27 protein-coding genes are annotated in these 24,882 nt (G+C 70.4%); 15 read left to right on the forward strand and 12 right to left on the reverse strand.

The window, feature by feature from the left end; all coding sequences use genetic code 11:
• Window positions 1-77: 77 nt before the first annotated feature.
• Together rpmA and ASD47_RS13155 are read left to right on the forward strand one after the other, a co-directional pair.
• Complete coding sequence (rpmA, locus tag ASD47_RS13150; protein WP_028038841.1) at window positions 78-347, forward strand: 50S ribosomal protein L27; 270 nt, start codon at window positions 78-80, stop codon at window positions 345-347.
• A 201-nt stretch (window positions 348-548) separates the two neighbouring features.
• A complete protein-coding gene (locus ASD47_RS13155; RefSeq protein WP_056757048.1) occupies window positions 549-1,082 on the forward strand; it encodes a GNAT family N-acetyltransferase in 534 nt (177 codons plus the stop codon).
• 3 nt (window positions 1,083-1,085) lie between these two features.
• Here the strand turns inward: ASD47_RS13155 and ASD47_RS13160 are convergent, their stop codons facing one another.
• Window positions 1,086-2,039 (reverse strand): hypothetical protein, encoded by a 954-nt coding sequence (locus tag ASD47_RS13160; protein ID WP_230983747.1) that lies wholly within the window; start codon window positions 2,037-2,039, stop codon window positions 1,086-1,088.
• A gap of 211 nt (window positions 2,040-2,250) precedes the next feature.
• Between ASD47_RS13160 and obgE the strand changes: the two genes are divergently transcribed.
• The 5 genes from obgE (at window position 2,251) to ASD47_RS13185 (ending at window position 8,486) form a co-directional block, all read left to right on the forward strand.
• Entirely contained in the window at window positions 2,251-3,315 is a 1,065-nt protein-coding gene (obgE, locus tag ASD47_RS13165) for a GTPase ObgE (protein WP_056757052.1), read from the forward strand.
• On the forward strand, window positions 3,316-4,449 hold the full coding sequence (proB, locus tag ASD47_RS13170) for a glutamate 5-kinase (RefSeq protein WP_056757055.1): 1,134 nt from the start codon (window positions 3,316-3,318) through the stop codon (window positions 4,447-4,449). It begins immediately after the preceding gene.
• Window positions 4,450-4,860, forward strand: coding sequence for a DUF3574 domain-containing protein (locus ASD47_RS13175; RefSeq protein WP_056757059.1), 411 nt, complete (start codon window positions 4,450-4,452; stop codon window positions 4,858-4,860). It begins immediately after the preceding gene.
• A gap of 98 nt (window positions 4,861-4,958) precedes the next feature.
• Window positions 4,959-7,436, forward strand: a complete 2,478-nt coding sequence (locus ASD47_RS13180; RefSeq protein WP_056757063.1) for a glycosyl hydrolase 115 family protein — start codon at window positions 4,959-4,961, stop codon at window positions 7,434-7,436.
• 75 nt (window positions 7,437-7,511) lie between these two features.
• Complete coding sequence (locus ASD47_RS13185; protein ID WP_156402236.1) at window positions 7,512-8,486, forward strand: DUF6624 domain-containing protein; 975 nt, start codon at window positions 7,512-7,514, stop codon at window positions 8,484-8,486.
• Window positions 8,487-8,493: 7 nt separating this feature from the next.
• Here ASD47_RS13185 and ASD47_RS13190 read toward each other — a convergent pair whose 3' ends face one another.
• Window positions 8,494-10,827, reverse strand: a complete 2,334-nt coding sequence (locus ASD47_RS13190) for a GH92 family glycosyl hydrolase (RefSeq protein WP_056757068.1) — start codon at window positions 10,825-10,827, stop codon at window positions 8,494-8,496.
• Window positions 10,828-11,231: 404 nt separating this feature from the next.
• Here ASD47_RS13190 and ASD47_RS13195 point away from each other — a divergent pair, with 404 nt between their 5' ends.
• Window positions 11,232-11,765 carry a VanZ family protein gene (locus ASD47_RS13195; protein ID WP_056757071.1) on the forward strand — a complete coding sequence of 178 codons (534 nt, stop codon included), beginning with the start codon at window positions 11,232-11,234 and terminating at the stop codon, window positions 11,763-11,765.
• 11 nt (window positions 11,766-11,776) lie between these two features.
• Here ASD47_RS13195 and ASD47_RS13200 read toward each other — a convergent pair whose 3' ends face one another.
• The 3 genes from ASD47_RS13200 to ASD47_RS13205 form a co-directional block, all read right to left on the reverse strand.
• Window positions 11,777-12,061 carry a hypothetical protein gene (locus ASD47_RS13200; protein ID WP_082564606.1) on the reverse strand — a complete coding sequence of 95 codons (285 nt, stop codon included), beginning with the start codon at window positions 12,059-12,061 and terminating at the stop codon, window positions 11,777-11,779.
• Between the two features lie 58 nt (window positions 12,062-12,119).
• The gene (locus tag ASD47_RS26655; protein WP_156402237.1) at window positions 12,120-12,275 is read right to left on the reverse strand and encodes a hypothetical protein; all 156 of its coding nucleotides are present in this window, start codon (window positions 12,273-12,275) and stop codon (window positions 12,120-12,122) included.
• A gap of 267 nt (window positions 12,276-12,542) precedes the next feature.
• The gene (locus tag ASD47_RS13205) at window positions 12,543-13,106 is read right to left on the reverse strand and encodes an HNH endonuclease (protein ID WP_132090956.1); all 564 of its coding nucleotides are present in this window, start codon (window positions 13,104-13,106) and stop codon (window positions 12,543-12,545) included.
• A gap of 271 nt (window positions 13,107-13,377) precedes the next feature.
• On the opposite strand from ASD47_RS13205, the gene ASD47_RS13210 reads away from it, so the two are divergent.
• On the forward strand, window positions 13,378-14,238 hold the full coding sequence (locus ASD47_RS13210; RefSeq protein WP_056757076.1) for a PD40 domain-containing protein: 861 nt from the start codon (window positions 13,378-13,380) through the stop codon (window positions 14,236-14,238).
• A gap of 3 nt (window positions 14,239-14,241) precedes the next feature.
• On the opposite strand, the gene greA is transcribed toward ASD47_RS13210, so the two are convergent.
• Window positions 14,242-14,721 (reverse strand): transcription elongation factor GreA, encoded by a 480-nt coding sequence (greA, locus tag ASD47_RS13215; RefSeq protein ID WP_056757079.1) that lies wholly within the window; start codon window positions 14,719-14,721, stop codon window positions 14,242-14,244.
• A 531-nt stretch (window positions 14,722-15,252) separates the two neighbouring features.
• Between greA and ASD47_RS13220 the strand changes: the two genes are divergently transcribed.
• A complete protein-coding gene (locus ASD47_RS13220) occupies window positions 15,253-15,876 on the forward strand; it encodes a TetR/AcrR family transcriptional regulator (RefSeq protein ID WP_056757082.1) in 624 nt (207 codons plus the stop codon).
• A gap of 6 nt (window positions 15,877-15,882) precedes the next feature.
• Window positions 15,883-16,722: a tRNA glutamyl-Q(34) synthetase GluQRS gene (gluQRS, locus tag ASD47_RS13225; protein ID WP_056757085.1), complete on the forward strand. Its 840-nt coding sequence runs from the start codon at window positions 15,883-15,885 to the stop codon at window positions 16,720-16,722.
• A gap of 176 nt (window positions 16,723-16,898) precedes the next feature.
• On the opposite strand, the gene ASD47_RS13230 is transcribed toward gluQRS, so the two are convergent.
• From ASD47_RS13230 to ASD47_RS13240, 3 genes are read right to left on the reverse strand one after another with little or no spacing between them, the layout of a single operon-like run.
• Window positions 16,899-17,216 carry a transcriptional regulator gene (locus ASD47_RS13230; protein ID WP_056757087.1) on the reverse strand — a complete coding sequence of 106 codons (318 nt, stop codon included), beginning with the start codon at window positions 17,214-17,216 and terminating at the stop codon, window positions 16,899-16,901.
• Between the two features lie 5 nt (window positions 17,217-17,221).
• Window positions 17,222-17,893: a hypothetical protein gene (locus tag ASD47_RS13235; protein WP_056757090.1), complete on the reverse strand. Its 672-nt coding sequence runs from the start codon at window positions 17,891-17,893 to the stop codon at window positions 17,222-17,224.
• A complete protein-coding gene (locus ASD47_RS13240) occupies window positions 17,890-19,107 on the reverse strand; it encodes an acyltransferase (protein ID WP_156402238.1) in 1,218 nt (405 codons plus the stop codon). Before ASD47_RS13240 ends, ASD47_RS13235 begins: the two co-directional genes overlap by 4 nt.
• Before the next feature lie 172 nt (window positions 19,108-19,279).
• Here ASD47_RS13240 and ASD47_RS13245 point away from each other — a divergent pair, with 172 nt between their 5' ends.
• A complete protein-coding gene (locus tag ASD47_RS13245) occupies window positions 19,280-19,543 on the forward strand; it encodes a hypothetical protein (protein WP_056757096.1) in 264 nt (87 codons plus the stop codon).
• Between the two features lie 83 nt (window positions 19,544-19,626).
• A complete protein-coding gene (locus ASD47_RS13250; protein ID WP_056757100.1) occupies window positions 19,627-21,060 on the forward strand; it encodes an alpha/beta hydrolase in 1,434 nt (477 codons plus the stop codon).
• Between the two features lie 216 nt (window positions 21,061-21,276).
• Here the strand turns inward: ASD47_RS13250 and ASD47_RS13255 are convergent, their stop codons facing one another.
• From ASD47_RS13255 to ASD47_RS13265, 3 genes are all read right to left on the reverse strand, one after another.
• Complete coding sequence (locus tag ASD47_RS13255) at window positions 21,277-22,026, reverse strand: GNAT family N-acetyltransferase (RefSeq protein ID WP_056757103.1); 750 nt, start codon at window positions 22,024-22,026, stop codon at window positions 21,277-21,279.
• An 80-nt stretch (window positions 22,027-22,106) separates the two neighbouring features.
• Window positions 22,107-22,310 carry a cold-shock protein gene (locus tag ASD47_RS13260; RefSeq protein WP_056723728.1) on the reverse strand — a complete coding sequence of 68 codons (204 nt, stop codon included), beginning with the start codon at window positions 22,308-22,310 and terminating at the stop codon, window positions 22,107-22,109.
• Window positions 22,311-22,499: 189 nt separating this feature from the next.
• Entirely contained in the window at window positions 22,500-23,129 is a 630-nt protein-coding gene (locus ASD47_RS13265; protein ID WP_056757105.1) for a TlpA disulfide reductase family protein, read from the reverse strand.
• Between ASD47_RS13265 and argH the strand changes: the two genes are divergently transcribed.
• Window positions 23,130-24,548, forward strand: a complete 1,419-nt coding sequence (argH, locus tag ASD47_RS13270) for an argininosuccinate lyase (RefSeq protein WP_156402239.1) — start codon at window positions 23,130-23,132, stop codon at window positions 24,546-24,548.
• Window positions 24,545-24,850 (forward strand): hypothetical protein, encoded by a 306-nt coding sequence (locus ASD47_RS13275; protein ID WP_162251643.1) that lies wholly within the window; start codon window positions 24,545-24,547, stop codon window positions 24,848-24,850. The genes argH and ASD47_RS13275 overlap by 4 nt, the downstream gene beginning before the upstream one ends.
• The last annotated feature ends 32 nt before the right edge of the window (window positions 24,851-24,882 follow it).

A 24,882-nucleotide genomic window follows, 5' to 3' on the forward strand; every position in this document is an offset into this window, starting at 1 on the left:
CTCACGGGGCTCGATGAACGATTAGCTTGATCCAGGTCTCTTTCGAGATACCAGATCAAAGGAACTAGGAGGCCACCATGGCTCACAAGAAATCTGGCGGTTCGTCCAGCAACGGCCGCGACTCGGCCGGTCGCCGCCTTGGCGTGAAGAAGTTCGGTGGCCAGAAGGTCGCCGCCGGCAACATCATCATCCGTCAACGCGGCACCAAGTTCTACCCGGGCGCCAATGTCGGCATGGGCAAGGACCACACCCTGTTCGCCCTCATCGAGGGCGCGGTGGGCTTTGTCACCAAGCGCAACAACCGTACCTACGTGAACGTAGCTGCTCCGGCCCAGGCCGCCGAATAGCGCGAACCGCGTAGAAACCGGGTCGCGCTTTCCAAAAGAAAGACGATCCGGACAGACGAAACCCAAGCGGGGAGTCCGGACGCCGGACTCCCCGCTTTTGTTTTGTCCGCGCTTGAAATTTCTTGGCCGCAAAAGGACCTCAGGCCTGAAATCCGAGCGACACGGTCCCCACCTAGAAGGACCGAGAACGGGAGACGCGCCATGTGCGTGATCGAGAAAGCTCCGATCATTCAGACGCCGCGCCTGAGGCTGCGGACTCCTGGCGGCCAGGACGCGCCGCGGATCGCGGCGCTGTGCGACGACTATGCGATCGCCAAGATGACCACCCGCATGCCGTGGCCCTACAGCCAGGGCGACGCCGACGGCTTCGTGGCCCGCTGCCAGGTCCAGGACCCGCGCAAGGACGCCACCTTCGTGATCGATCACGAAGACGAGGGCGTGGTCGGGGTGCTGGGCTTCTTCACGCCGCCGGTCGGCCACCTGGAGGTGGGCTACTGGATCGGCCGGCCCTACTGGGGCCGCGGCCTGGCGACCGAGGCCGCCCACGGCGCCCTGGCCTGGGCCCGGCAGGACTGGCGCAAGAAGCTGGTCGTCGCCGGCCACTTCGCCGACAACCCCGCCTCGGGCCAGGTGCTGATCAAGACCGGCTTCCTGTATACGGGCGTCGTCGAGCACAAGCCGTCGACGGCCCGGGGCCAGCCCGTGCCGACGCGGATGATGGTCTGGCTGGCGTGAGCCCTAAGCGGCCCGGTGCGTCGCGACGACCTTCTGCGGGCCTTCGCGGAAGCGCTTCTCGGCGACCACGATCCGCTCGCACAGGGCGTCCAGGTCGCTGAGCAGCGAATAGGTGGCGTAGATGGGAATTTCCATCATCGCCACCTGGGCGCGGGGCATGAACTCGCAGTACTTCTTCCACGCCACGTGGGTGTCGCGGGCGTTCATGGCCCGCTGGCCCAGCGGGTTCCACAGGTTCAGGCCCATCAGCTCGTCCCGGCACTCCTTCATCACCGGCAGGGCGATGTAGAGGAACAGGAAGGTGGGGGTGGCGGCGCGGGCGAACTGCGGCTGCACCTGCATGTGCCAGATGCGGAAGGCCTCGAAGAAGTTGGCCTTGCGGGTCGGGTCCGGCGGCAGCCACTGCAGGTCCGGATTGATCAGTTCCTGGGCCGAGCCCGAGCGCTTGACCAGCTCGTCGGCCGTGCGGCCGTCGGCCATGGTCTTGTTCAGCGCGTTGATCGGGATCGCCAGGCGCTTGGCCACGTCGGTATAGGCCACCTGCCGGCCGGCCATCGGCGTCCACTGGCCGAAGTTCGGGGCGTTGGGAGCGCTGGCCCGCTTCATCGCCGCGGCCTGGTGCACCAACTGATGGGCCTCGCGGCTCTTGGCGGCCTGCTGGCGGTCGAATTCTTCCTCGTGGACCGCCTGCTCGTCTGGCGTCATCCATCGCGCCCGGCCCGGGCCGTAGGTGCGTTCATTGCGATTGAGCAGGATGAAGTTGTGCTCGTCGCTCGGGCGACGGCCGACGGCGATCAGGAAGGCGCGGAAATCGCGCCATTCCGGCGCCAGGCCCGTGCCCCGGCTCATCAGCATGTTGCGATGAAGCGACGCCTCGTGGGTGTACTTGCGACACAGGGTCGGCAGCGTCAGATCCTGGAGGTCATGCGCAAACTCGGCGTCCGAAATCGTCGTCAACGCCAGCCCTCCCCGCGCAATAGTCCTGTCACCGTGTTCATAGGACCGTTTGTCGCATGATCAGTTTTAACATTTCGTCACGATGGCGAACACGGTTCGGCGCGGCAAAGCGACGCTTCGCGGCCCGAATCGACCGCCCAAGACCCTTCCTGGCTTGGCCGTAGGCGGGTTTCGGCTCGACGCGAAAGCCGCCTTGGGACAAAAGACGCTCATGAAATTCTTGGACCAGTGCAAAATCTATGTCCGCTCCGGCAACGGCGGCGGCGGCGCGGTCTCGTTCCGACGCGAGAAGTACATCGAATACGGCGGTCCCGACGGCGGGGACGGCGGGCGAGGCGGCGACGTGTGGATCGAGGCGGTCGAGGGCCTCAACACCCTGATCGACTACCGCTACCAGCAACACTTCAAGGCCGGGACGGGCGTCCACGGCATGGGTCGGGCGCGCCATGGCGCGGCCGGCGAGGACGTGATCCTGAAGGTCCCCGTCGGCACCCAGGTGCTGGAGGAGGACAAGGAGACCCTGATCGCCGACCTCGACACCGCCGGCATGACCCTGCGCCTGGCCAAGGGCGGCAACGGCGGCTGGGGCAACCTGCACTTCAAGGGCCCGGTCAACCAGGCGCCGAAGTACGCCAATCCCGGCCAGGAGGGCGAGGAGCTGTGGGTCTGGCTGCGGCTGAAGCTGATCGCCGACGTCGGCCTGGTGGGCCTGCCCAACGCCGGCAAGTCGACCTTCCTGGCCGCCGCCAGCGCCGCCAAGCCCAAGATCGCCGACTACCCGTTCACCACCCTGACCCCCAACCTGGGCATGGTGGACCTTTCCACCAGCGAACGCTTCGTGATGGCCGACATCCCCGGCTTGATCGAGGGCGCCAGCGAAGGCGCGGGCCTGGGCACCCGCTTCCTGGGCCACGTCGAACGCTCGGCCGTGCTGATCCACCTGGTCGACGCCACCCAGGACGACATCGCCGGGGCCTGGACCACGATCCGCGGCGAGCTGGAAGCCTATGGCGACGAGCTGGCCGACAAGTCCGAGATCCTGGCCCTCAACAAGATCGACGCCCTGGACGACGAGACCCGCGCGGCCAAGGCCGCCGAGCTTGAGGCCGTGGCCGGCACGAAGCCGATGCTGGTCTCCGGCGTGTCCGGCGAGGGCGTCACCGAACTGCTGCGCGCCGCCTACACCCAGGTGCGCATCCGCCGCGGCGACGCGATCGAGGAGATCGAGGACGACGAGGACCATGTCGAGGAAACCCCCGGGGGCTGGAAGCCTTAGATGAGCGTTTCGGGGGAGGCGCTCGCCAGGGCTCGGCGCGTGGTGTTCAAGGTCGGCTCCGCCCTGCTGGTCGACGCCGCCACCGGCGCGCCGGACCGCGCCTGGCTGACGGCCTTCTGCGCCGACGTGGCCCGGCTGCGGGCCCGAGGCCAGCAGGTGGTGGTGGTGTCGTCCGGGGCCGTGGCCCTGGGCCGTCGGCGCCTGGGCCTGACGGGACGCAAGTCCCTGACCCTGCCTGAGAAGCAGGCCGCCGCCGCCGCCGGCCAGTCGGTGCTGATGCGGGCCTGGGAGGAGGCGCTGGAGCCGCACGGGATCGGCGCCGCCCAGATCCTGCTGACCCGCGACGACACCGAGGTTCGCCGCCGCTGGCTGAACGCCCGCGCCACGGCCGAGACCCTTATCGCCCTGAATGTCGTGCCCGTGGTCAACGAGAACGACACCGTGGTGACCGAGGAGATCCGCTACGGCGACAACGACCGCCTGGCCGCCCGGGTCGCCCAGATGGTCGGCGCCGACCTGCTGGTGCTGCTGTCCGACATCGACGGCCTCTACACCGCCGATCCGCGCCGCGACCCGTCGGCCACCCATATCGACCGCGTTTCCGAGATCACCCCCGAGATCGCCGGCATGGCCGAGGGGGCCAACGCCTCGGCCGGGGTCGGCACCGGCGGGATGGCCACCAAGATCGCCGCCGCCCGCATCGCCCGGGCCGCCGGCTGCGCCACCGTGATCACCCTGGGCTCGCGCCCGGCGCCGCTGCAGGCCATCGAGGACGGGGCCCCGGCCACGGTGATCGAGGCCGGCGCCTCGCCCGCCGCCGCCTACAAGGCCTGGATCGCCGGTTCGCTGGCGCCCCAGGGCTGGCTGACCGTCGACGCCGGCGCGGCCGTCGCCCTGGCCAGCGGCAAGAGCCTGCTCTGCGCCGGGGTCCGCGCTGTGGAGGGGCCGTTCGACAAGGGCGACGCCGTCCGGGTCCGCGACGAAACCGGCCGCGAAGTGGCCCGGGGCCTGGTCCGCTACGACAGCGCCGACGCCCACCGCATCGCCGGCCTGCGCTCCGACGCCATCGAGGCCGAGCTGGGCTTCACCGAAGGTCCGATGATCCACGCCGACGACCTGGCGGTAGGGGGCTAGATGCGGACCGCGCTGGCGCTCCTGCTGGCCGGCGCGACGCTGCTCTGCGGCTGCGCCAGCCTGGCGCCGGCGGCCTGCCCGGCCGGCCAGAGTCACGGCCGCACCGCCCAGCTATTCTTCGGCCGCGACATCGGCGACCAGGTCGGCGTGTCGGACGCCGACTTCGCCCGCTTCGTCGACGAGGAGCTGACCCCGCGTTTCCCCGACGGCCTGACCATTTTGGACGCCGCCGGCCAGTGGCGCTCCAAGGCCGGGCCGATCGTCCGCGAGCCGTCGAAGGTGGTGATCCTCGCCTTGCCCGGCCGCACCGGCGGCGAGGACCGGCTGGAGGCGGTGCGGGCGGCGTACAAGGCCCGCTTCTCCCAGGAGGCGGTGATGATCGTCACGCAGCCGGTCTGTCTGGGGTTCTAGGTCCCGCTCTAAGCGGCCCTTCCCCGCGACTTCATTGCATGATGTGAACTTTCCTCTCATTTTGTGAACAGTTCGCGTAGGCGGCCTGGGAGGCAGACTTGCTGGCATCGATCGCCCGGATCGCGACGCTCCTGATCTCCGGCCTCTGGGCCTCCGCCGCCTTGGCCGCTCCGCCCTCGCCCTGGATCCTGGACCGTCCGGCGGCCGGCGCCTTTCCGCTGCTGGCGCCCGACGCCGTCGCCGACTTGGTCGTTAGCCCGGACGACGCCCCGGTTGCCGGCCTCGCCGCCCAGGGCTTCGCCGACGACCTAGCCGCCGTAAGCGGGCAGTCGGCCCAGGTCCGCGCCGACGGCGGCGCCCCGGGCCGCCCCCAGGTCTGGATCGGGACGCTGGGCCGCAACCCCGCCATCGACCGCCTGGTCGCCGACCGCCGTCTCGACGTCCGCCACCTGAAGGGCGCCTGGGAAAGCTTCGTCATCGCCGTCGTGGACAGGCCCGCGCCGGGCGTGCCCCGCGCCCTGCTCATCGTCGGGTCCGACCGGCGGGGCACGGCCTATGGCGTCTACGAGCTGTCCCAGGCGATCGGCGTCTCGCCCTGGCGCTGGTGGGCCGACGTGGCGCCGCCGCGCCGCGATCGCCTGTACGTGGCGGCCGGGACCCGCCGCTTTGGTCCGCCCTCGGTCAAGTATCGCGGCGTCTTCCTCAACGACGAGGACTGGGGCCTGCAGCCCTGGGCCGCCCACACCTTCGAGCCTGAGACCGGCAATATCGGGCCCAAGACCTACGCCAAGGTCTTCGACCTGTTGCTGCGGCTGAAGGCCAACACCCTGTGGCCGGCCATGCATCCGACCACCGCGCCGTTCAACGGCGACCCGGCCAACGCCAGGTTGGCCGATCGCTACGCCATCGTCATGGGCTCGTCCCACGCCGAGCCGATGCTGCGCAACAATGTCGGCGAGTGGAAGGCCCCGGCCGCCGACTATGACTACGCGCGCAATCGCGGTGGCGTGCTGGGCTACTGGCGCGAGCGGGTTCAGGCCAATGGCGGGTACGAGAACCTCTACACCCTGGGTATGCGCGGCATCCACGACAGCGGCATGGTCGGAGCCGACAGTCTGGAGGGCCGCAAGGCGCTGCTGGAAAAGATCTTCGCCGACCAGCGCCGACTGCTGACCGAGCGTGACCTCGAGGGCGCGCCGCAGGTGTTCACCCCTTACAAGGAGGTGCTGGACGTCCATCGCGGCGGGCTCAAGGTTCCCGACGACGTCACCCTGGTCTGGCCGGACGACAATTTCGGCTACATCCGCCAGTTCCCGGACGCGGCCGAGCGGAAGCGGGCCGGCGGCTCGGGCGTCTATTATCACCTGTCCTATCTGGGCGCGCCGCTGTCCTACATCTGGCTGTCGACCACGCCGCCGGCCCTGATCCAGCAGCAGATGGGCCAGGCCTACGACCTGGGCGCCCGGCGGCTGTGGGTGGCCAATGTCGGTGACCTCAAGCCGGCCGAGATCAATACGGAGCTGTTCCTGGCCCTGGCCTGGGACGTCGACGGCTTCCGCAAGGCCGGCTGGCGGGGGTTCCTGGCCGATTGGGCGGCGCGGGAGTTCGGGGCCGAGGCCGGGCCGGAGGTCGCCGACCTCATGGCCCGCTGGTACGGCCTCAATTTCGAGCGCAAGCCCGAGCACCTGCAATGGCAGCTGCCCGGCCAAAAGCCGCGAATGAGCGACCTGTCGCTGGAGGCCGCGGCGGCGCGCCTGGCCGCCTTCGACGCCCTGTCCGCCCGGGTCGACGCCGTCGCCGCGCGGCTGAAGCCGGACCAGCAGGACGCCTTCTTCGAGCTGGTCGCCTATCCCGTGAAGGCCGCGGCGGCGGCCAACCACCGTTTCTTCGACGCCGAGGCCCACGACCGCCTGGCCGACGCCGCCCCGCTGGAGGCGCGGCGACGCGGAGCCCTGGCCCGTCGGGCCGACGCGGAGCTGGCCGCCCTGACCGAGCGCTACAACGCCGAAATCGCCGGCGGCAAGTGGCGCGGGCTGATGGCCGTGGAGCCGGCCGACGGCCAGTGGAAGTCGTTCCGCCTGACCCCGCCGGTGCTGCCCGCCGCGTCTCTGGTCGGGGCCGGGCCGGAACCGGCCGCACCGCCCCCTTCGGCCAAGACCGACGCCGCCGCTCCGATCGTCATCCAGGCCGAGTCCGTCGCGGCCGGCGCCGGCTGGACGCGCGTCGACGGCCTGGGCCGCGGCCAGGGCGCGATGCAGTCGGGCGCGGCGGCTTCGTCCCTGGCTTGCGCGGTGACCCTGCCGCCCGGCGACTGGAGCCTGTCGGTCGATCTGATCCCCACCTTCCCGCTGACGGCCGGCGGCGCCCTGCGCCTGGCGGTCGCCGTCGACGGCGGGGCCCCCGTCGAGATCGCCGTCCGGCGCGAACCCGGCGACGCGGTCTGGGCCCAGGGCGTGCTGGACGGGCGTCTGGGCGCCGCCAGCGGCCTGAGCCTGGCCGGCGGTCCCCACCGGGTGGTGCTGACCGCCCGCGAGCCGGGCGTCCTGGTCGACGCCCTGGCCTTCAAGCCCCGCTGAGCGGCCGAAGCTTGACCTGGATCGCGCCGTGAGGGAGCCTGCCACCGAGAGTTGATCGAGGATGAGGGCGTGACGGTGACTGCGTTTCTTCGTCTGGCCGGTGCGGCCGGCGCCCTGGTCCTGGTCGCGGCGACCGCGGCCCCCTCGCCGGTGGCGTCCCTGCTGGAGGACCCGGCCGCGGCCCGCGCCTTCGACTACGCCGCCCTGCGTGAACGACTGGGCGACGAGCAGACGGCGGCCCTGAGCAAGACCTTGGACGAAGCGTTCGCGGCGCGCCTGGCCGCCGCGCCCGACGCTTGCGAGACCGAGGCCGAGGCCTTCGTGCGCGGTGGCCTGGCCAGCGCCCTCCAGGCCCGCGACGCCGCCGCCTGGCGGGCCGACTGGAAGGCCGCCAACGACCAGCTTGACCAGATCTACGCCCGCGTCGCCAAGGCCCTGAACGGCGAGGACGTCGGCCGGGCTTATGACGGCGTGCGCGCCGACGCCAAGGCGGCCGTCGCCGCCAGCGATCCCCGCCATCGCCAGCTCTTCGCCCGCGTCGCCCGGGACCAGGCCTGGCGTCATACCTTCCACGACGTCGAGGCCATGCCCCAGGGACCGCGGCGTCAGATGGTCATCCGCCCCCTGTCGGCCAAGACCTGCGGCGTCGACGCCGAAAACACCGCCTGGTTGAAGGCCGAGTGGCGCACCTCCGGCTGGTTCACCACCGCCCGCGACGGTGAAGTCGCCAACCAGCGCGCCTGGCTGATCCTGCAGCACGCCGACCGCGACCCCGCCTTCCAGCGCGCCGTCCTCCCCCTCCTGGCCGGGGAGACCGGTGTGGGGGCGCGGATCAACTACGCCTATCTCACCGACCGGGTGGCGGTGAACGCCAAGGCGCTGCAGACCTACGGCACCCAGGGCGACTGCGTCGCGCCCGGTCGCTGGGAGCCGCTCCCGGTCAAGGACCCTGACGGCCTGGACGCCCGGCGCGCGGCCGTGGCCCTGCCGCCCATAGCGGAATACCAGGCGCATGGCGCAACCGCCTGCGCCAACTTCAAGGCTCCGTGACCCCGCCCTATTTCTCATACCCCGTCATCGACATCGGCCGGTCCTTCACCCCTGTCGCCCAGGCCTTGTTCGGCGTGGCGCCCATGGTGAAGACCAACTCGCCGCCGGCCCGGATCTCGGCGTCGCGGAGGAAGCTCCTGGGCAGCGGCTTGCCGTTCAGGGTCACGGCGGCGACATAGGGCGCGGCGTCCGAAAGCCCCACGGCCCGCACCGTGAAGCGCTTGCCGTTCGGCAGGTTCAGCACCGCCCGCTCCACGAACGGCCGGCCGATCACGTACTCGTTCGAGCCCGGCGCCACCGGGTAGAAGCCCAGGCTCGTGAACACCAGCCAAGCCGACATCTGCCCCAGGTCGTCATTGCCCGACAGGCCGTCCGGCGCGGGCCGGTACTGCGACTTCACGATCTGGGTCAGCCGGGCCTGGGTGCGCCACGGGGCGCCGGCGTAGTCGTACAGATAGGCCACGTGGTGGCTGGGCTCGTTGCCGTGGATGTACTGGCCGATCAGGCCGGCGATGTCCTCGGCGTGCGAATAGTCGAGCTTGGAATTGTCGAAGTCGAACATGGCGTCCAGCTTCTTCACCGTAGCCGCGTCGCCGCCCATCAGCCCCACCAGCCCGCCCAGGTCCTGCGGCGCGAACCACGAATATTGCCAGGCGTTGCCCTCGGTGTAGTCCGAGCCATAGTTGATCGCGGTCGGGTCGAACGGCGTGCGGAAGGTCCCGTCGCTCTTGCGGGCCCGCAGGAAGCCGGTCTTGACGTCGAAGCTGTTGCGCCAGTTCCCCGCCCGCTTCTCGAAGGTCGCGGCGACGTCGCTTCGGCCCATGGCCTTGGCCATGCGGGCGATGGTCCAGTCGTCATAGGCGTATTCGACGGTCTTGGAGGCGGCCTCCGGCTCCTTGTCGATCGGCACGTAGCCGAGGGTCATGTAGTCGCCCAGGCCGCCATAGGGGGCGTAGGTGGCGCTCTTGACCATGGCGTCCAGCGCCGCCTTCTCGTCAAAGCCCCGGATGCCCTTTAGCCAGGCGTCGGCGATCACCGGCACGGCGTGATAGCCGATCATCGTCCAGGTCTCCTGGCCGTGGAACTGCCAGACCGGCAGGATGCCGTAAGGGCTCTCCTGCTGCGAGGCGATCAGCGAATTGACCACGTCGCTGGTGCGCCGCTCCGGCTGGACCAGGGTCAGCAGCGGGTGCTCGGCCCGGAAGGTGTCCCACAGCGAAAAGGTCGAGTGGAAGGTGAAGCCTTTGGTCTCATGCACCTCGTTATCGGGCCCGCGATAGCGGCCGTCGACGTCGCTGAACACGCTGGGGGCCAGCAGGGCGTGGTAGAGGGCGGTGTAGACATTGGTTCGCGTGTCGGCCGGGGCTGAGATCTCGACCGCCCCCAGGGCCTTTTCCCAGTCGGCCCGGGTCCGGGCCCGCAGGCCGTCGAAGTCGAAAGCCTTCTCGTCGCTGGAAAGGTTCAGCACGGCGTTGGCTTCGCTGACCGACGAGATCGCCACCTTGGCCACCAGCGGCCTGTCGATCGTCCCGAAGTCGAAGACGCCGACCAGGGCCCGGCCTTCCACCTGGGCGCGGTCGCCCGGCGTGCGGCCCGGCTGGGCGAAGCCCTTGTAGGGGACGTCCGCTTCCTTGTTGTACAGCGCCTTGCCGACCAGCGGCTTGCTGAAGCGGATCGCGAAATAGAGCTGGCGGCCCGGCGCCCAGCCGCGGGTCTCGCGAAAACCGGTGATCGTGCCGTCCTCGGCGACGCGGATCCGCGACCAGCTGACCTTGCCCGGGTAGTTGTAGATCGAGGTGCGCAGGTCCAGCAGCACCTGGGCTCGCGCGCCCTTCTGGAAGGTGTAGCGGTGCAGGCCGGTGCGCAGGCCGGCCGTCAGCTCGGCCCGCACCTGGCTGTCGGTCAGGGTCACGGCGTAGTAGCCGGGCTGGGCCACCTCGCCGTCGTGGCTGAAGCGCGAGCGGTAGCCCGAGCCGGGCTTGTCGGCCTCGCCGGGCTCCAGCTTCGCCTCGCCGCTGACCGGGGCCAGCAGGACGTCGCCGAGGTCGGAGTGGCCCGAGCCGGAGAAGTGGGTGTGCGAGAAGCCCAGGATCGTCGGGTCGCTGTAGCGATAGCCGGCGGCGCGGGCATAGCTCTGCTTGAACGGCAGGATGTCGGTGTCGGGGCTGAGCTGGACCATGCCGAACGGGGCGACCGCGCCGGGGAAGGTGTGGCCGTCGCCGCCCGTGCCGATGAACGGGTCGACCGCGTCATAGGGCGTGGGGGCGGCGGACTTGTCCTGAGCGAAGGCCGAAGAGGCGGCGAGCACGGCGACCACGGCCAGCACCAGTCCAGGACGCATGGGATTCTCCTTCAGGGGCGCCGCGACCCTAGCGGCTGAGGAGGCGGGACGTCATCCGATTTGGCCGAGACCCGGCTAATCCAGCCCCTSCCCCYGTGGGGGAGGCGATCGCGCAGCGATCGGTGGGGGGAGTTTTAGGGACGTCGATCCGGGGTTACAGTCATCGTCCGATCACTCCCCCCTCCGTCGGCTTCGCCGACACCTCCCCCACAGGGGGAGGATCTTGGATGCACGACATCTCGTCCTCACGCGGAACCCGCCGAACGTGATGGGAAGGGTGCGAAGCGCCCGGGCCTCGCCCGGAATGGCGGCGGCGCCCGGTCATCTTCCGTTGACCCTGTTCCTTCACGGCTTGTACGCCAAGGCGCCCTAAGGCTTTGGGCTCATTGCGAGCCAGGAAGCCGATGCTGACGCCCAACCATGTCGTGACCACCGCCCGCGCCGTCCTGATCGCCGGCGCCCTGACCGCCGCGGTGCTGATGCTGGGCCCCTGGCCGGGCCTGGAGCAGGTGTTCGGCCTGAGCGACAAGACGGCCCACGCCATCGCCTTCGGCGGCCTGGTCGCCGTCTCGTTCCTGGCCTTCCCCCGGATGCGCCGCAACGACCTGGCCCTGGCCGCCGTCCTGCTGGGCGCCAGCGTCGAGGTGGCCCAGATGTTCACCGCCGACCGCAGCGCCTCGATCAGCGACCTGCTGGCCGACACCGCCGGCGTGGCCGTGGTCTACCTGGCCAGCCATATCGAGAGCCTGCGGTCCCTGGCCCGCCAGCGCGGCCGGGCCAGCTTCGCCGAGATCGCCGCCCAGGACCGCCGCCGGGGCGGACGCCGCCTGGCGCCGGTGATCCAGGCCGCGTTCCCGCCGCCGGCCGGCGAGCCGCAGGCCGAGGGTTCGACCACCTTCGCCAGCCGGGCGGCGCGGCGCTTTCCGCGACAGGCCTGAAAGCCTCGCCGTCAGGTGATGCGCTTGACGCTGACCGGGTCGCTGCCCGGGAAGCTTTCCTCCAGCCCCTCGTCCAGCAGGGCTTCCTGACGGCTTTCCGAGCACTCGACCTTCTCGGCCAGCTGATCGTGCTTCTCGCCTTCGGCCAGCGGGGTCTCGGCCTCGCGAGCGTGCGGCGCATCGAAATGCTTGTCCTCGTGGCGAACCTTGCCGTCGCTGGCCATGTCGGCCGTCGAGACGCTGGTGCCATGGGTGAAGTGGCGACCGCCTTCTTCCTTCTTGCGGCCAAAGTTCATGGGGTCTCTCCCGAATTTCGCCCGGAGGCGTTGGAAAGAAGAACCCGTGAAGCGGCGCCTAGGTTGCGCCCGACAGCCCGAACACCACCGACCAGAGCGCGAGATTGGCCACCGCCAGGGCCGCCAAAAGCCACCGCAACCGTCGCCTGACGCACAGCGCCCGCCCGTGCTCGTGCAGCGTCGGGCCGGCAGGCGCTGAAGGACTGGCAAGCATCGAACCCTCCCGTCGAGAGCCCCCTATCCTGGGGTCTGCTCAGCGATGAGTCGAAGCAAGCGGAGCCGGAAGGCTTTGTTTCCTGGACATTTTTCGCGACTCGGCGGCGCGGCCTCCGGTGGATCGATATCCAGCTCCCCAGGGCCGAAAACCTCGTCCTTCGGCAAGCTCAGGATGAGGTTTCTACGGCCTGGCCCTGTGAATGGACCTCATCCTGAGCCTGCCGAAGGACGAGGACCATGCACGGGGTCGAGTATCGATTGGCCGCTACGCCTCCAGCTCGATGTCCCAGTACAGATAGTCCAGCCAGCTGGCGTGCAGGTGTCCCGGGGGGAAGCGGCGGCCGCGGTCCTGCAGTTCGTGCATGCTGGGGCGGCGCGCGGCGTGGAAGGGCTGCATGCCGGCCTCGCGCGGCGTGCGGCCGCCCTTGTGCAGGTTGCAAGGCGCGCAGGCGGTGACAATGTTCTCCCAGGTGGTTCGGCCGCCGCGCGAGCGGGGAATCACGTGGTCGAAGGTCAGGTCGTCGGGCGAGCCGCAATACTGGCAGCTGAACGCGTCGCGCAGGAACAGGTTGAAGCGGGTGAAGGCCGGGGGACGATCCTGCGGCACGTACTGCTTCAGCGACACCACGCTGGGCAGCTTCATCTCGAACGAGGGCGAATGCACCACGTGGTCATAGGTCGAGACCACGTCGACCCGTTCCAGGAACACCGCCTTGATCACCTCCTGCCAGGGCCAGAGGGACAGCGGGTAGTAGCTCAGGGGCCGGTAGTCGGCGTTGAGCACGAGCGCCGGCATGCCGGACGGTGGGCGGGACAGCACCTGCATCAGGGCCTCCCCCCGGAGCCCGGAGGGCTCCAGTCAATTTGGGAGGAGCCCGGAGGGCTCCAGCGAACTTGGGAGCCGGATGGGCTCCTATGAAGCGGGTACGCGATCGGACTGAAGACGGGCCTCCTTCCTACGCATTCTCAGGAATCGCCATTCATTCCCGAACGCAGGGAAAGGATGAGCCAACTCGGCGACAGAACCAAGACATCCGTTGCATTTGGCGCGCGGTGGATCGCGGCTATGGTCGGCGACCGACATTCGGGAGCCTTTCGCCATGCCGTCCCCCGCCCTCGTCGCGATCGCCCTGGCCCAGGCCCTGGCGGCGGGCTCGCCAGGAGCCGGATCGCCCGCGCCGCTGCTGCCGGGCGTGATCGACTCGCCCGACACCGAGGTCCGTCCCGCTTTCAGCCCCGACGGCCGCTGCGTGCTGTGGGGCTCGATCGGCGCGCCGAAGACCGCCTGGCGCATCCTGCAGACCTGCCGCGCCGGCGCAGGCTGGTCCAAGCCGGCGGCGGTGTCGTTCGACGGTCCCGACAACGACTTCGACCCGGCGTTCTCGCCGGACGGCCGCACGGTGTACTTCTTCTCAAACCGCCCGGGCGGCCAGGGCGGCGACGACCTCTACGCGGTGGATCGCGATCCGGCGACCGGGGCGTTCGGCGTCCCGCGCAATCTGGGCCCGCGCTTCAACACCCCCGGCGACGAGTGGGCGCCCGCCCCGACCGTCGACGGCAAGCTGATCTTCTCGTCCGACGGCCATGGCGGCCTGGGCCGGCAGGACCTGTTCGAGGGCGACCTGGCGGGCGACGCCCCGGTGCGCGGCCTGGGCCCGGGCGTCAACGGACCGCTGGACGACTTCGACGCCACTCTCCTGGCCGACGGCCGCACCCTGGTGTTCGCCTCGGGCGACCTGAAGGCCGAGACCCGGGTGGCCCTGCACAGCGCGCGGCGCAGCGACGACGGGCGCTTTGGCCCGCGCCACGTGCTGGCGGCGCCGGTCAACTGTTCGGAGGCGATCAACAACGGCCCCGCTATTGATCCGAAACGACCGGAGGCGCTGTACTATTCGGCCTATTGCCCGGCCCTGGGTCCGGGGCGGATGGACATCTTCGAGGTCCCCGCGCCGACGCCCTGAGGCTCAGCCTATCGCGACGACCTCGACCTCGCCGCCGGCCACGACGGCCGTGTCGCCCACGCCCTTGCCCAGCAGGGCCCGCGCCACGGGCGAGACATAGGACACCGAGCCCTGGGCCGGGTCGGCCTCGTCCTCGCCGATGATGCGGAAGGTCTGGCGGCGGCCGTCCTCGCGGTCGAAGGTGACGGTCCCGCCGAACTGCAGGCCCTCGACGGCCGGATCGCGCTCGCGCAGCTGGGCGCTGGCCCGGCGGGCGGACCAGTAGCGCAGGTCGCGGGTGGCGCGGGCCATGGCCGTGCGGTCCTGGGCGACGTCGCCGCCGGCCTGGGCGGCGCTGTAGGCGGCGCGGGCCTGGGCCAGGGCCGCCTCGATCTGGGCCAGCCCCTCCGGCGTCACCAGGTTCGGATGCGGCGAGATCGGGCGGTCCAGCAGGTCGGCGGCAAAGGCCTCGCTGTCGCCTTCCTTGGTGAAGGCCACGCTCATGCGTACGTCTCGGCGCGCATCTCGACGATGGAGGGCGAAAAGGTCATGTCTGGAAAATCCGGCCCGGCGCGGGATGTTCCGCCTCGGGAGCATCCGACCTAGGCGCGCGGCCCGCCTGGATCAAGACATGCAAAAGCCGCCGGCGAAAAAGCGCGGGCGGCTTCGAACACTTCGGCAAAGGCGTTGGCGGCGATCATGTCCGCGGGACAGCGGGGGGATCCGCAAGTCCCGTCGGCCACGAAAGCTGCCGAGGCCTAGAAGCCCATGCCGATCAGGGCGCCCGCGACGCCGACGGCGGCGGCCAGGAAGAAGCCCACGGCCATGCGGTCGAGAACGGTTTCGAAGGCGAAGAAGGTATTGGTCATCACACACATCCTTGAGTTTGTTGCGGGCGCGGCGATTGGGAAGGCCGCCCCGGTCCGATCCGTTTCGATCTGGACGATGCTTAGATAACACCAATCCTAACGGCGTCAAGATAATCTTGACGCCGTTAGGATGGATTTTTGAACGGGAACGGTTACAGTGTCCGAGATGACACAGACCGCCGCCTCCGAAGCCCGCCCCTACCACCACGGCGACCTCAGCCGCGCCCTGGTCGAGGCGGCGCGCCGCATCCTCGAGACCGAGGGCCCGGCGGCGCTGTCGCTGCGGGCGGTGGCGCGGGAGGCGGGCGTCAGCCCGGCCGCGCCCTATCATCACTTCAAGGACAAGGGCGAACTGCTGGACGCCGTCGCCCACGAGGGCTGGGCGGCGCTGGACACGGCCCTGACCGAGGCGCGCTGCAAGGCGGTCGACAGCAAGGAGCGGATGACCGGCCTGGGCGTGGCCTATGTCCGCTTCGCCCGCGAGAACCCCGCCCTCTATCGGGTGATGTACGACTGCTCGCGCGACAAGGACGCCTTGCCCGAGCAGATGAAGGAAGAAGGCGCCTATTGCCAGGTGCGCAACACCATCGGCGAGCGCAGCGGCGGGACGGTCTCGCCGATCGACCTGGAGCTGGCGACCATCGCCGCCTGGTGCGCCGCCCACGGCCTGGCCGAGATGGCCAGCTTCAAGCAGTTCGATGCCCTGAAGGAGGCCCTGGGCGGCGAGGAGGCCTTCCTGCGCGCGGTGTTCGAACATCTGGGCATGTTCGCCAAGCTCGACCAGGCCTAGGTCCGCTTGCGCTTCGCCACCCGCTTCGCCCCCTCCCCGACCGGCCATCTGCATCGCGGCCACGCCTTCTCGGCCCTGACCGCCTTCGACGCCGCCCGGGCCGCCGGCGGCCGGTTCGTGCTGCGGATCGAGGACATCGACGCCACCCGCAGCCGGCCGGAGTTCGAGGCCGCGATCCTGGAGGACCTGGCCTGGCTGGGCCTGGCCTGGGAACAGCCCGTCCGCCGCCAGTCCGAGCACCTGGCCGACTATCACCAGGCCATCGACGCCTTGCGCGACAGGGGCCTGGTCTATCGCTGCTTCCGCACCCGCAAGGAGCTGGACATCGGCCGGGCGCCGCACGAGCCGGCCCGGCCTTTCGCCGGCGGTCCGTTGGCGCCCGCCGAGGAGGCCGCGCGGCTGGCGCGGGGCGAGGCCTTCGCCTGGCGCCTGTCGCTGGACGCGGCCCGCCGCGCGCTGGGCGGCTTCGACCGCCTGGGCTTCGTCGAGGAGGGCGCCGGACCAGACGGCGAGACCGGCCAGGTGCGGGCCCGTCCCGAAACCGCCGGCGACATCGTCCTGGCCCGCAAGGATGTCGGGGTGGCCTATCACCTGGCGGTCGTGCTGGACGACGCCCTGCAGGGGATCACCCACGTGATCCGCGGCCAGGACCTGTTCGAGGCCGCCCACATCCAGCGCCTGCTGCAGGCCCTGCTGGACCTGCCGACCCCGACCTACCGCCACCACCGCCTGCTGGTCGGTCCGGACGGCAAGCGCTACGCCAAGCGCGACCGGGCCCAGACGCTGCGCGAGCTGCGCGCGGCGGGCGTGACGCCGGCCCAGTTGCGGGCGGAGATGGGGCTTTAGGCGCTCTGGACAGTAAGCGTTTAGCGCCGGTGCGCCGCCCTCGTCCTTCGACAGGCTCAGGATGAGGGCCAATGGCAAGATGAGGGCTGCTGGCGAGGCGGTTCAGTAGAATTCCTCATCCTGAGCCTGTCGAAGGACGAGGAATTCGGCCCCAGAACCGTCAATGCCCAAAGGCCCTAGGCCCCGCCGCCCCGCGCCTGCTCGACCAGCTGACCCATGGCCTTCAGATAGGCGGCGAACGCCGCGCGGCCCAGGTCGGTCAGGCGCACGCGGGTCAGGGGCTTGCGGCCCACGAAGCTCTTGTCGATGGCCACGTAGCCGGCGTCCTCCAGCTTGCGCAGGTGGACCGACAGGTTGCCCTGGGTGACCTCCAGCAGGGCCTTCAGCTCGGTGAAGTCGGCGACCTCGGCGCTGGCCAGGTAGGCGACGATCCCCAGCCGCACGCGGCCGTGGATGACGTCGTCCAATCCGCTGATGTCGAACTTGCCGGTCACGCTCGTCAGGCCGCCGAGGCCCGCAGGGCCTGGCGCATCATCCCGAAGCCCGGGACCGCCATCAGCAGGAAGAGGCTGGCGGCGGCGATCAGCAGATAGAGGTCCGCGCGCTCGATCAGCATGCCCAGGGCCACGCCCGAGACCAGCCAGCCGGCGGCCACCAGCGCCGTCCACCAGCGCCTGCGCAGCATGAAGATCACGTACCAGACCGCGCCCTGCAGCACGAAGACCACGGCCGGGTGGAACAGCCAGTAGTGGAAGTCGTGGTGGCGCTCGGCGGCGCTGGCGAAGACCAGCACCAGGGCCAGGTTGGCGATCCCCGCGCCCGCGAAGGCGGAATTGACGGCTCGGCTGGTCACCCCGACCGCCGGCCGCTTGCGGTCGATGATGATCACGATCGTCATCAGCACCAGGAAGATCAAGGTCGGCGCCCAGGCCATGACGATGTTGGCGGTCGGCGACAGGCGGACGATCCCGGCCTCCTGGAGGTAGTAGCTCAGGCACTGGATCCCGTAGAGCACCCCGGCCGAGCCGTAGAGCGCGCCGCCCGCGACGCCCATCCCGCCGCCCGACCGGCCTTCGGCGATGGTCCGCAGGAACGCCAGGTCGTCCTGGACCGACTTGATCTCGTGGTTCACGGGCAAGGCCCCCTTCGTTGCGGCATCATGGCCGGTCATAGGATTCGTCCCAACAGCGGCATGCGGCGCAGCGCCATGGTCGTCAGCCAGCTGAGCGCCATCGCCCCGCCGAACACCGCAAGCCCCTTGGCCAGCCCGCCCCAGACCTGGGGCAGCAGCAGCCACGAGAGCCAGGCGGTGAAGACGTAGTGGGTCAGGTAAACGCCGTAGGCGTTGGCCTGCAGGCTGGCGCCGACCGGACCGGTCTTGCGGACGAAGCGCAGGAACACCGCCAGCACCGCGAACGACAGGCTGGCGCAGGCCAGGACGAAGGCCAGGCCGCCGGCCACGTCCAGCACCGGCTTGGGCGGCGGGTTGGGCGAGAAGGCGATGATGAACGTGGCGACCGCCGCGGCCACCGCCGGCAGCGGCAGGATCTGCCAAACCCACCAGCGGCGGGCCAGGGCCCCTTGCGGATCGGTCAGGCCCTGGCCGACGCCCGCCGCGCCGCACGCCAGGCCGGCCAGGAAATAGACCAGGTAGTGGCCGATGCGGCCGGTCTGGACCAGGAACGGCCCCGCCATCGTCCAGTGGCCGAACGGCAGCGCCATGTTCAGCGGGACATAGGCCAGGGCGCTGGCGGCGATCAGGACCAGGAAAGCGCGGCCGGGCCGCCGGGCGGCGCCCTGGGTCCAGCGGCCCAGCGCCGGGACCAGAGCCGGAAACAGGCGGTCCAGCGCCGCGGCGACCGCGGCGAAGGCCAGCAGCACCCACAGGAACCAGGCCGGGCCGCTGGGCCAGAACGGCAGGTGGGTCCAGGCCTTGGCATAGGCGGCCAGGGACGGCGCGCCGCCCGACTGCAGCCAGGCGGGATAATAGGCCAGGGGCGCCAGCAGCCCGGCCCCGACCACGAACGGCGCGCCCAGCCGCAGCGCCCGTCCCCGCAGGAACCCGCCCGCGCCCTTGGCCCGGAGGCTGCCGGCGACGAACAGGCCCGAGACCAGGAACATCAGCGACATGAAGAACAGGTCGTTGACCAGGGTCAGCAGGCTGAAGCCTCCGAACCGCTGCGGGTCCACCACCGGAAAGGCGGTCCACAGGATCGGCGGGGCCGCGAAGGCCTTCGGGGCCGGCGCGTACGGGTGGTAGGTCAGCACCGCGTGGTGGGCGACGACCAGCAGGGTCAGGAAGGCGCGCACGGCGCCGATCGGCGCGTTGCGGGCCGAGACGTCCGCCGGGATGACGGTTTGAAGGGACTTCAGAGGCGCGTGCATGGCCGGGCTCCGTTGCGATGGCCGCACCATGGATCAACTTGTTTGTTTTGTAAACTTGTTGATAGCCCCGCGTCTTTTTCAGGCCGGCGCCGTTCCGGAGGCGCGTGGCGTTGCCTGGCCGCTCTCCGCCGCCTAAGGTCGGGCTCTGGAAGGCCGCTACGGGACAAGGGCGTTGGGGCGGATACTCAAGGAACCGGACGCCCCGTGGGTCGCCTTCCTCAAGGGCGTGGGCGGCGCGGCCGGCGTGATGGGCGCGCCCGTCCTGGTCCACCTCCTGGTCGCATCCCGCGGGGGAAGCGACGGCTTTTCGATCCAGTTCTGGGTCAACGGCGCGATCATCGGGGGCGTTTGTCTGCTGGCGGGGATTTGGTGCGCCATCCGGGCCGCCGTAAAGCGCCAGGCCTATGACCGGGTGTCCCGCCATCCTTTCCACTGAGGCGGCGGCGCCGCGCTCCTCGGCCGCCCTTGCCCCCTCCCCGCCGCCGTGCTCACTGCCAGCCTCAGCACCATGGGACTCACATGCGTAAGATGATCTGGGGCGCCGCCGTTTCCGGCGCCCTCGCCGCCCTCGCCCTGGCCGTCGGCGCCGCCCAGGCCGCCGAGCCGAAGTTCACGCCCGGCCCGTGCGCGGGCGACTATTCGGGCGTGGCCAACCAGATCCAGTGCGGAACGCTCACCGTCGACGAGACCCGGGGCGGGCCGAGCCCGCGCCGCGTCGCCCTGCCGGTGACCATCGTCAAGGCCAGCGCCCCCCGGCCCGGCGCGGTCCCGGTGATCTATCTGCACGGCGGCCCCGGCGGCGGGGTGGTCGAGACCCTCGGCCGCTCCCTGCGCGGCGTGCCCGGCCGCGAATTGATCGCCGTCGACCAGGACTGGATCTATTTCGACCAGCGCGGCGGCGGGGTGGCCTCGCCGACCCTCGACTGCGGCGGCGTGGCCCTGAACGACGCGGGTCCGCTGAGCGACGCGGCCGCCCAGCAGCTGATCGCCTGCGGCCGGCGCCTGAAGGCCTCCGGCGTCGACCTGTCGCGCTATAACGCCGAGGAGGTGGTCAAGGACATCCAGGACCTGCGCAAGACCCTGGGCCTCAAGCAGGTCGACCTGTTCGGCGTTTCCTACGGCACCCGCATCGCCCTGGACGTGGTCAGGCACGACCCGACCGGCGTGCGCGCCGTGGTGCTGGACTCGCCCTGGACGCCGGAGGCCAAGTGGGCGCAGGGCGGACCGGAGATGATTTCGGACGCGGTGAAGGTGATCTTCAAACGCTGCGCCGAGGACGCCGCCTGCAACGCCAAATATCCGCACCCCGGCGCCGACCTGGATGGCGTGGCGGCCAAGCTGCTGGCCGGGCCGGTGGTCCAGAACGGCCAGACCTACACCGCCGACCTGCTGGGTGGTTTCCTGATGGACGCCGCCTACAGCGGCCCCGACGCCCGCGCCCTGCCCGCCACCGCGGCCAGGTTCGCGGCCGGCGACCTGTCGGCCCTGGACGACACCCGGGCCGGGGCGGGCTATCGCGAGGCCCAGTTCTTCACCCACCTGTGCAAGGAGGAACTGCCGTTCGAGAGCCGGGAGGCGACCCGCAAGGGCGCCCAGCGCGACCCGGTCAGCCGTCTGGCCGAGAAGTCGTTCGACCGCCTGTTCCAGGTCTGCCAGGCCTATCCGGTCGGCGCGCCGGATCCCGTCGAGGCCCAGCCGATCTCCAGCCCGATCCCCACCCTGTTCCTGGCCGCCGAGATCGACCCCGGCTGCCCGCCCGCCGTGGCCAAGGCCGCCGTCGGCCGCTTCCCCAAGGGCCAGCTGAGCATCGTCCCCAACACCACCCACGGCGTCTCGCGCGGCAGCGCCTGCGCCCGCAAGATGATCCGCGGCTTCCTGGCCGACCCGACCGCCCCGATCGACCAGAGCTGCCTGCATCCCGAGCACGACCGGTTCGAGTTCGACCTGAACTAGCAGGATCACTTGCCTCCTACGGACGCCGTTGGATGGTCCTTCCCCCGTGGGGGAGGCGGCCGAAGGCGGGTGGGGGGAGTGTTGGGATCGACGATCCGGATTGTGGTCGCCTGCCGATCACTCCCCCCACCGTCGGCTTCGCCGACACCTCCCCCACAGGGCAGGATCTGATTGGCGCGACTGAGCTATCCGGAAGGAACGCGCGTCCCGGCCCTCCTACTCCACCACCCAATACCGATAGCCATAGGCCGGCACGAACCCCAGGCCGCTGTAGAGCCCGATGGCCGGAGCGTTGTCAGCCTCGACCTGAAGGTAGGCGCGGCGAGCGCCCAGCGCCTGGGCCTCGCCCAGCAGGGCCGCCAGGATCCGGCGGGCCAGGCCTTTGCGGCGATGACCAGGCAAGGTGCGCATGCCGAAGATCCCCGCCCACTCGCCATCGACCGCCGTCGCCCCCAGGCACGCGACCTCGCCGTCGACCTCCAGCCGCGCGAAGCGGGCCGGCGCGGGGATGCGGCCCAGGGCGTCCAGGCGCTCGCGGGCGTCGGCGGCGTTGCCGGCGGCGCTGGCGGTCAGCACCGCCTCGAAGGCCGGATCCGGCGTGTCGGACAGGGTCACGGCCGCGTCCGTCGCGCCCGCGATCACGCCGGAGGCCTCGCCCACCATCACCACCGTGCCGTGGGTGGGCCGGTAGCCGCGGGCCCGCAGGTGCTCGGACAGGTTGGCCGGGACCACCGCCCCGTCCGACAGCTTGAAGCGGGCGGGCAGGCCGCGCCCGGCGTAGAAGGCCTCGGCCGCGTCGATGGCCTCGTCGATCGGCCGGTCGGGCTCGCCCAGCGGCCAGCAGGCGTTGATCCGCAGCGACCAGCCGTCCGAGGCGTTCAGCCGCCAGCCGCCCAGCGCCCCGCTCTGGCGGGCCGGCCAGGCGCGGTCGGCGACGATTTCGAGAAGGCGGGGATCGACGGTCATAGATCTTCCATAGCGGACGGGCGCCGGCTCGTTGGAACCGGCGCCCGCGAAGCTCGCCTATCGAACGAAAGGCCGCGCGCCTAGAGCGGCTTCAGATTGTTCGCCGCGATCTTGCCGCGCTCCTCGGCGGTGTCGAAGCTGACCTTCTGGCCTTCGTCCAGGCTGCGCAGGCCCGCGCGTTCGACGGCGCTGATGTGGACGAACACGTCCTTGCCGCCGTCATCGGGCTGGATGAAGCCGAAGCCCTTGGTGCCGTTGAACCATTTCACTACGCCGGTCGCCATGGCGTGTCTCCTAGAGATGCCGAGCCAATGCCCGGACAAACGGGCGGGTAACAATCTCAGTCGTCCGGGTAGCGTTGGCAGCCCAAATCCAGGATTGCAGGCCAGAGTGGACACGCGATCGTTGAGGGGTCAATTCAAAAAACAGCGATATCCTTCGACGTGCGCCGCGTTTCTTTTCAGCCCGGGACCTCAATGCTCGCGCAGGAGGGCCTCGACCAGGCCGCGGGCCTCGGGGCTGGACCAGTCGGCCTCGCCCGACATCCGCGCCCGCTCGCGGCCCTGCTTGTCGTAGACGACCGTGGTCGGATAGCCGGCGGCGCGCGGCTCCAGGTCGAACGACATCTTGTAGTTCTTGTCGCGATAGACCTGCAGCGGCGGGTTGGCGGCCATCTCGGCCTGGACGAGGTTCAGGTCGACGTCCTTGTCGACGCTGATCGGCAGCACCTTCAGCGGCTGGGTGGCGTAGGCGGCCTGCAGCTTGCCCAGGGTGGGCATCTCCTTCTTGCAGGGCGCGCACCAGGTGGCCCACAGGTTCATGACCACCACCTGGCCCTTGAAATCGGCCAGGGTCAGTTCCTTGCCAGCCCCATCGGTGAACACCGTCAGCGGCGCGGCGCGCGGCTGGGCCGGCACGTCCAGCTTCTCTAAGGACGCTTTCTTGAATTCCTTGAGGTCGACCACGCCTGCGGGTTTGAACGAAGCCTGAGCGATGACGTATAGAACCGCCGCGACGCCGATCAGCAGAACGGCGCCGATCACCCACTTCAGCGGGCCGAGCTTGCGCGCGGCTTCTTCCCTGTCCGACTGGAATTCGCTCATATGACCGACAACGCCTCTGATAAGCCCGCCGCGAACGGCCAGGGCCAAGCCATGTGGGGCGGCAGGTTCTCGGCCAAGCCGGCGGAGCTGATGCAGGCGATCAATGTCAGCATCGGCTTCGACAAGCGCCTGTGGGCGCAGGACTTGGCGGGCTCCCGCGCCCATGCGCGGATGTTGATCAGCCAAGGCGTGATTGCAAGGGAGGACGGCGAGGAAATCCTCAAGGGGCTCGACGCGGTCGAGGGCGAGATCATCGCCGGGCCCTTCCCGTTCCGCGACGAATACGAAGACATCCACATGAACATCGAGGCGCGGCTGCGCGAGCTGATCGGCCCGACGGCCGGCCGGCTGCACACCGCCCGCTCGCGCAACGACCAGGTGGCCGTCGACTTCCGCCTGTGGGTGCGCGAGGCCTGCGATCGTTCTGCAGCCCAGCTGGAAGCTTTGCAAAAGGCGCTGGTCGCCCAGGCCGAGGCCCACGCCGACGCCCTGATGCCGGGCTTCACCCACCTGCAGCCGGCCCAGCCGGTGACCTTCGGCCACCACCTGATGGCCTATGTCGAGATGTTCGGCCGCGACGCCGGCCGCTTCCGCGACGCGCGCGCCCGGATGAACGAGTGCCCGCTGGGCGCCGCGGCCCTGGCCGGTTCGCCATTCCCGATCGACCGTCACGCCACCGCCGCATCGCTGGGCTTCGATCGGCCGACCGCCAATTCGCTGGACAGCGTCTCGGCCCGCGACTTCGCCCTGGAGGCCCTGTCGGCCGCCTCGATCACCGCCACCCACCTGTCGCGCCTGGCCGAGGAGATCGTGCTGTGGACGACGCCGATGTTCGGCTTCATCAAGCTGACCGACGCCTTCACCACCGGCAGTTCGATCATGCCGCAGAAGAAGAACCCCGACGCCGCCGAGCTGATCCGCGCCAAGGTCGGCCGGATCCTGGGCAGCCTGACCACCCTGACCGTGGTGATGAAGGGCCTGCCGCTGGCCTATTCCAAGGACATGCAGGAGGACAAGGTCCCGACCTTCGAGGCCTTCGACGCGCTCGAACTGAGCTTGCTGGCCATGGCCGGCATGGTGTCGGACCTGACGCCGAACACCGAGAAGATGGCCGCCGCCGCCGGCGCGGGCTTCTCGACGGCCACGGACCTGGCCGACTGGCTGGTCCGCGAGCTGAACATGCCTTTCCGTGACGCCCACCACGTGACAGGCTCGGCCGTCAAGGCGGCGGAGACGCGGGGTCTCGACCTGGCGCAGCTGTCGCTGGCGGAGTTCCAGGCCATCGAGCCGCGGATCACCGACGCGGTCTACGCCGTGCTGACCCCGGCCGCCTCGGCGGCCAGCCGGATGAGTTATGGCGGGACCGCTCCCGCCCAGGTTCGCGCCCAGATCGCGCGTTGGAAGGAACTGCTCGGATGATCCGTCGCCCTCTCACCCTCGTCGTCCTGGCCGCCGTGGCCCTGTCGGCGGCCGCCTGCGGCAAGCAGGCCGAGCTGGAACGCCCCGCGCCACTGTGGAACGCTCAGAAGAAGGCCGCCTACGAGGCCGAACGGCGCAAGGGCTCGGCCACCGCCAACCAGCCCGCCCGCGCCAACGGCACGCAGGAGAACATCGACCCGGCCTCGAGCAACCGCACGACCCGGGCCGCGCCGCTGGCCGGCACGCACGACCCGTTCGGCGGCCCCTCCGGCGCCGGCTTCCCCAGCGCCCAGGGCAACTGACCACCGCATGCGTCCTTCGAGGCTCGCCTGAG

The sequence above is a fragment of the Caulobacter sp. Root1472 genome (genome assembly GCF_001426985.1).
Classification (GTDB): Bacteria; Pseudomonadota; Alphaproteobacteria; order Caulobacterales; family Caulobacteraceae; genus Caulobacter; species Caulobacter rhizosphaerae.

Bases quoted from the DNA above. Each gene is read 5' to 3' on its own strand.
- ASD47_RS13220 (WP_056757082.1), top strand. From the start codon at position 15,253: ATGACACAGACCGCCGCCTCCGAAGCCCGCCCCTACCACCACGGCGAC.
- ASD47_RS13210 (WP_056757076.1), top strand. From the start codon at position 13,378: ATGCCGTCCCCCGCCCTCGTCGCGATCGCCCTGGCCCAGGCCCTGGCG.
- obgE (WP_056757052.1), top strand. From the start codon at position 2,251: ATGAAATTCTTGGACCAGTGCAAAATCTATGTCCGCTCCGGCAACGGC.
- argH (WP_156402239.1), top strand. From the start codon at position 23,130: ATGACCGACAACGCCTCTGATAAGCCCGCCGCGAACGGCCAGGGCCAA.
- rpmA (WP_028038841.1), top strand. From the start codon at position 78: ATGGCTCACAAGAAATCTGGCGGTTCGTCCAGCAACGGCCGCGACTCG.
- ASD47_RS13195 (WP_056757071.1), top strand. From the start codon at position 11,232: ATGCTGACGCCCAACCATGTCGTGACCACCGCCCGCGCCGTCCTGATC.
- ASD47_RS13200 (WP_082564606.1), bottom strand. From the start codon at position 12,061: ATGAACTTTGGCCGCAAGAAGGAAGAAGGCGGTCGCCACTTCACCCAT.
- ASD47_RS13190 (WP_056757068.1), bottom strand. From the start codon at position 10,827: ATGCGTCCTGGACTGGTGCTGGCCGTGGTCGCCGTGCTCGCCGCCTCT.
- ASD47_RS13240 (WP_156402238.1), bottom strand. From the start codon at position 19,107: ATGCACGCGCCTCTGAAGTCCCTTCAAACCGTCATCCCGGCGGACGTC.
- ASD47_RS26655 (WP_156402237.1), bottom strand. From the start codon at position 12,275: ATGCTTGCCAGTCCTTCAGCGCCTGCCGGCCCGACGCTGCACGAGCAC.
- proB (WP_056757055.1), top strand. From the start codon at position 3,316: ATGAGCGTTTCGGGGGAGGCGCTCGCCAGGGCTCGGCGCGTGGTGTTC.
- ASD47_RS13255 (WP_056757103.1), bottom strand. From the start codon at position 22,026: ATGACCGTCGATCCCCGCCTTCTCGAAATCGTCGCCGACCGCGCCTGG.
- greA (WP_056757079.1), bottom strand. From the start codon at position 14,721: ATGAGCGTGGCCTTCACCAAGGAAGGCGACAGCGAGGCCTTTGCCGCC.
- ASD47_RS13260 (WP_056723728.1), bottom strand. From the start codon at position 22,310: ATGGCGACCGGCGTAGTGAAATGGTTCAACGGCACCAAGGGCTTCGGC.
- ASD47_RS13265 (WP_056757105.1), bottom strand. From the start codon at position 23,129: ATGAGCGAATTCCAGTCGGACAGGGAAGAAGCCGCGCGCAAGCTCGGC.
- ASD47_RS13250 (WP_056757100.1), top strand. From the start codon at position 19,627: ATGCGTAAGATGATCTGGGGCGCCGCCGTTTCCGGCGCCCTCGCCGCC.
- ASD47_RS13235 (WP_056757090.1), bottom strand. From the start codon at position 17,893: ATGACCGGCCATGATGCCGCAACGAAGGGGGCCTTGCCCGTGAACCAC.
- ASD47_RS13275 (WP_162251643.1), top strand. From the start codon at position 24,545: ATGATCCGTCGCCCTCTCACCCTCGTCGTCCTGGCCGCCGTGGCCCTG.
- ASD47_RS13175 (WP_056757059.1), top strand. From the start codon at position 4,450: ATGCGGACCGCGCTGGCGCTCCTGCTGGCCGGCGCGACGCTGCTCTGC.
- ASD47_RS13155 (WP_056757048.1), top strand. From the start codon at position 549: ATGTGCGTGATCGAGAAAGCTCCGATCATTCAGACGCCGCGCCTGAGG.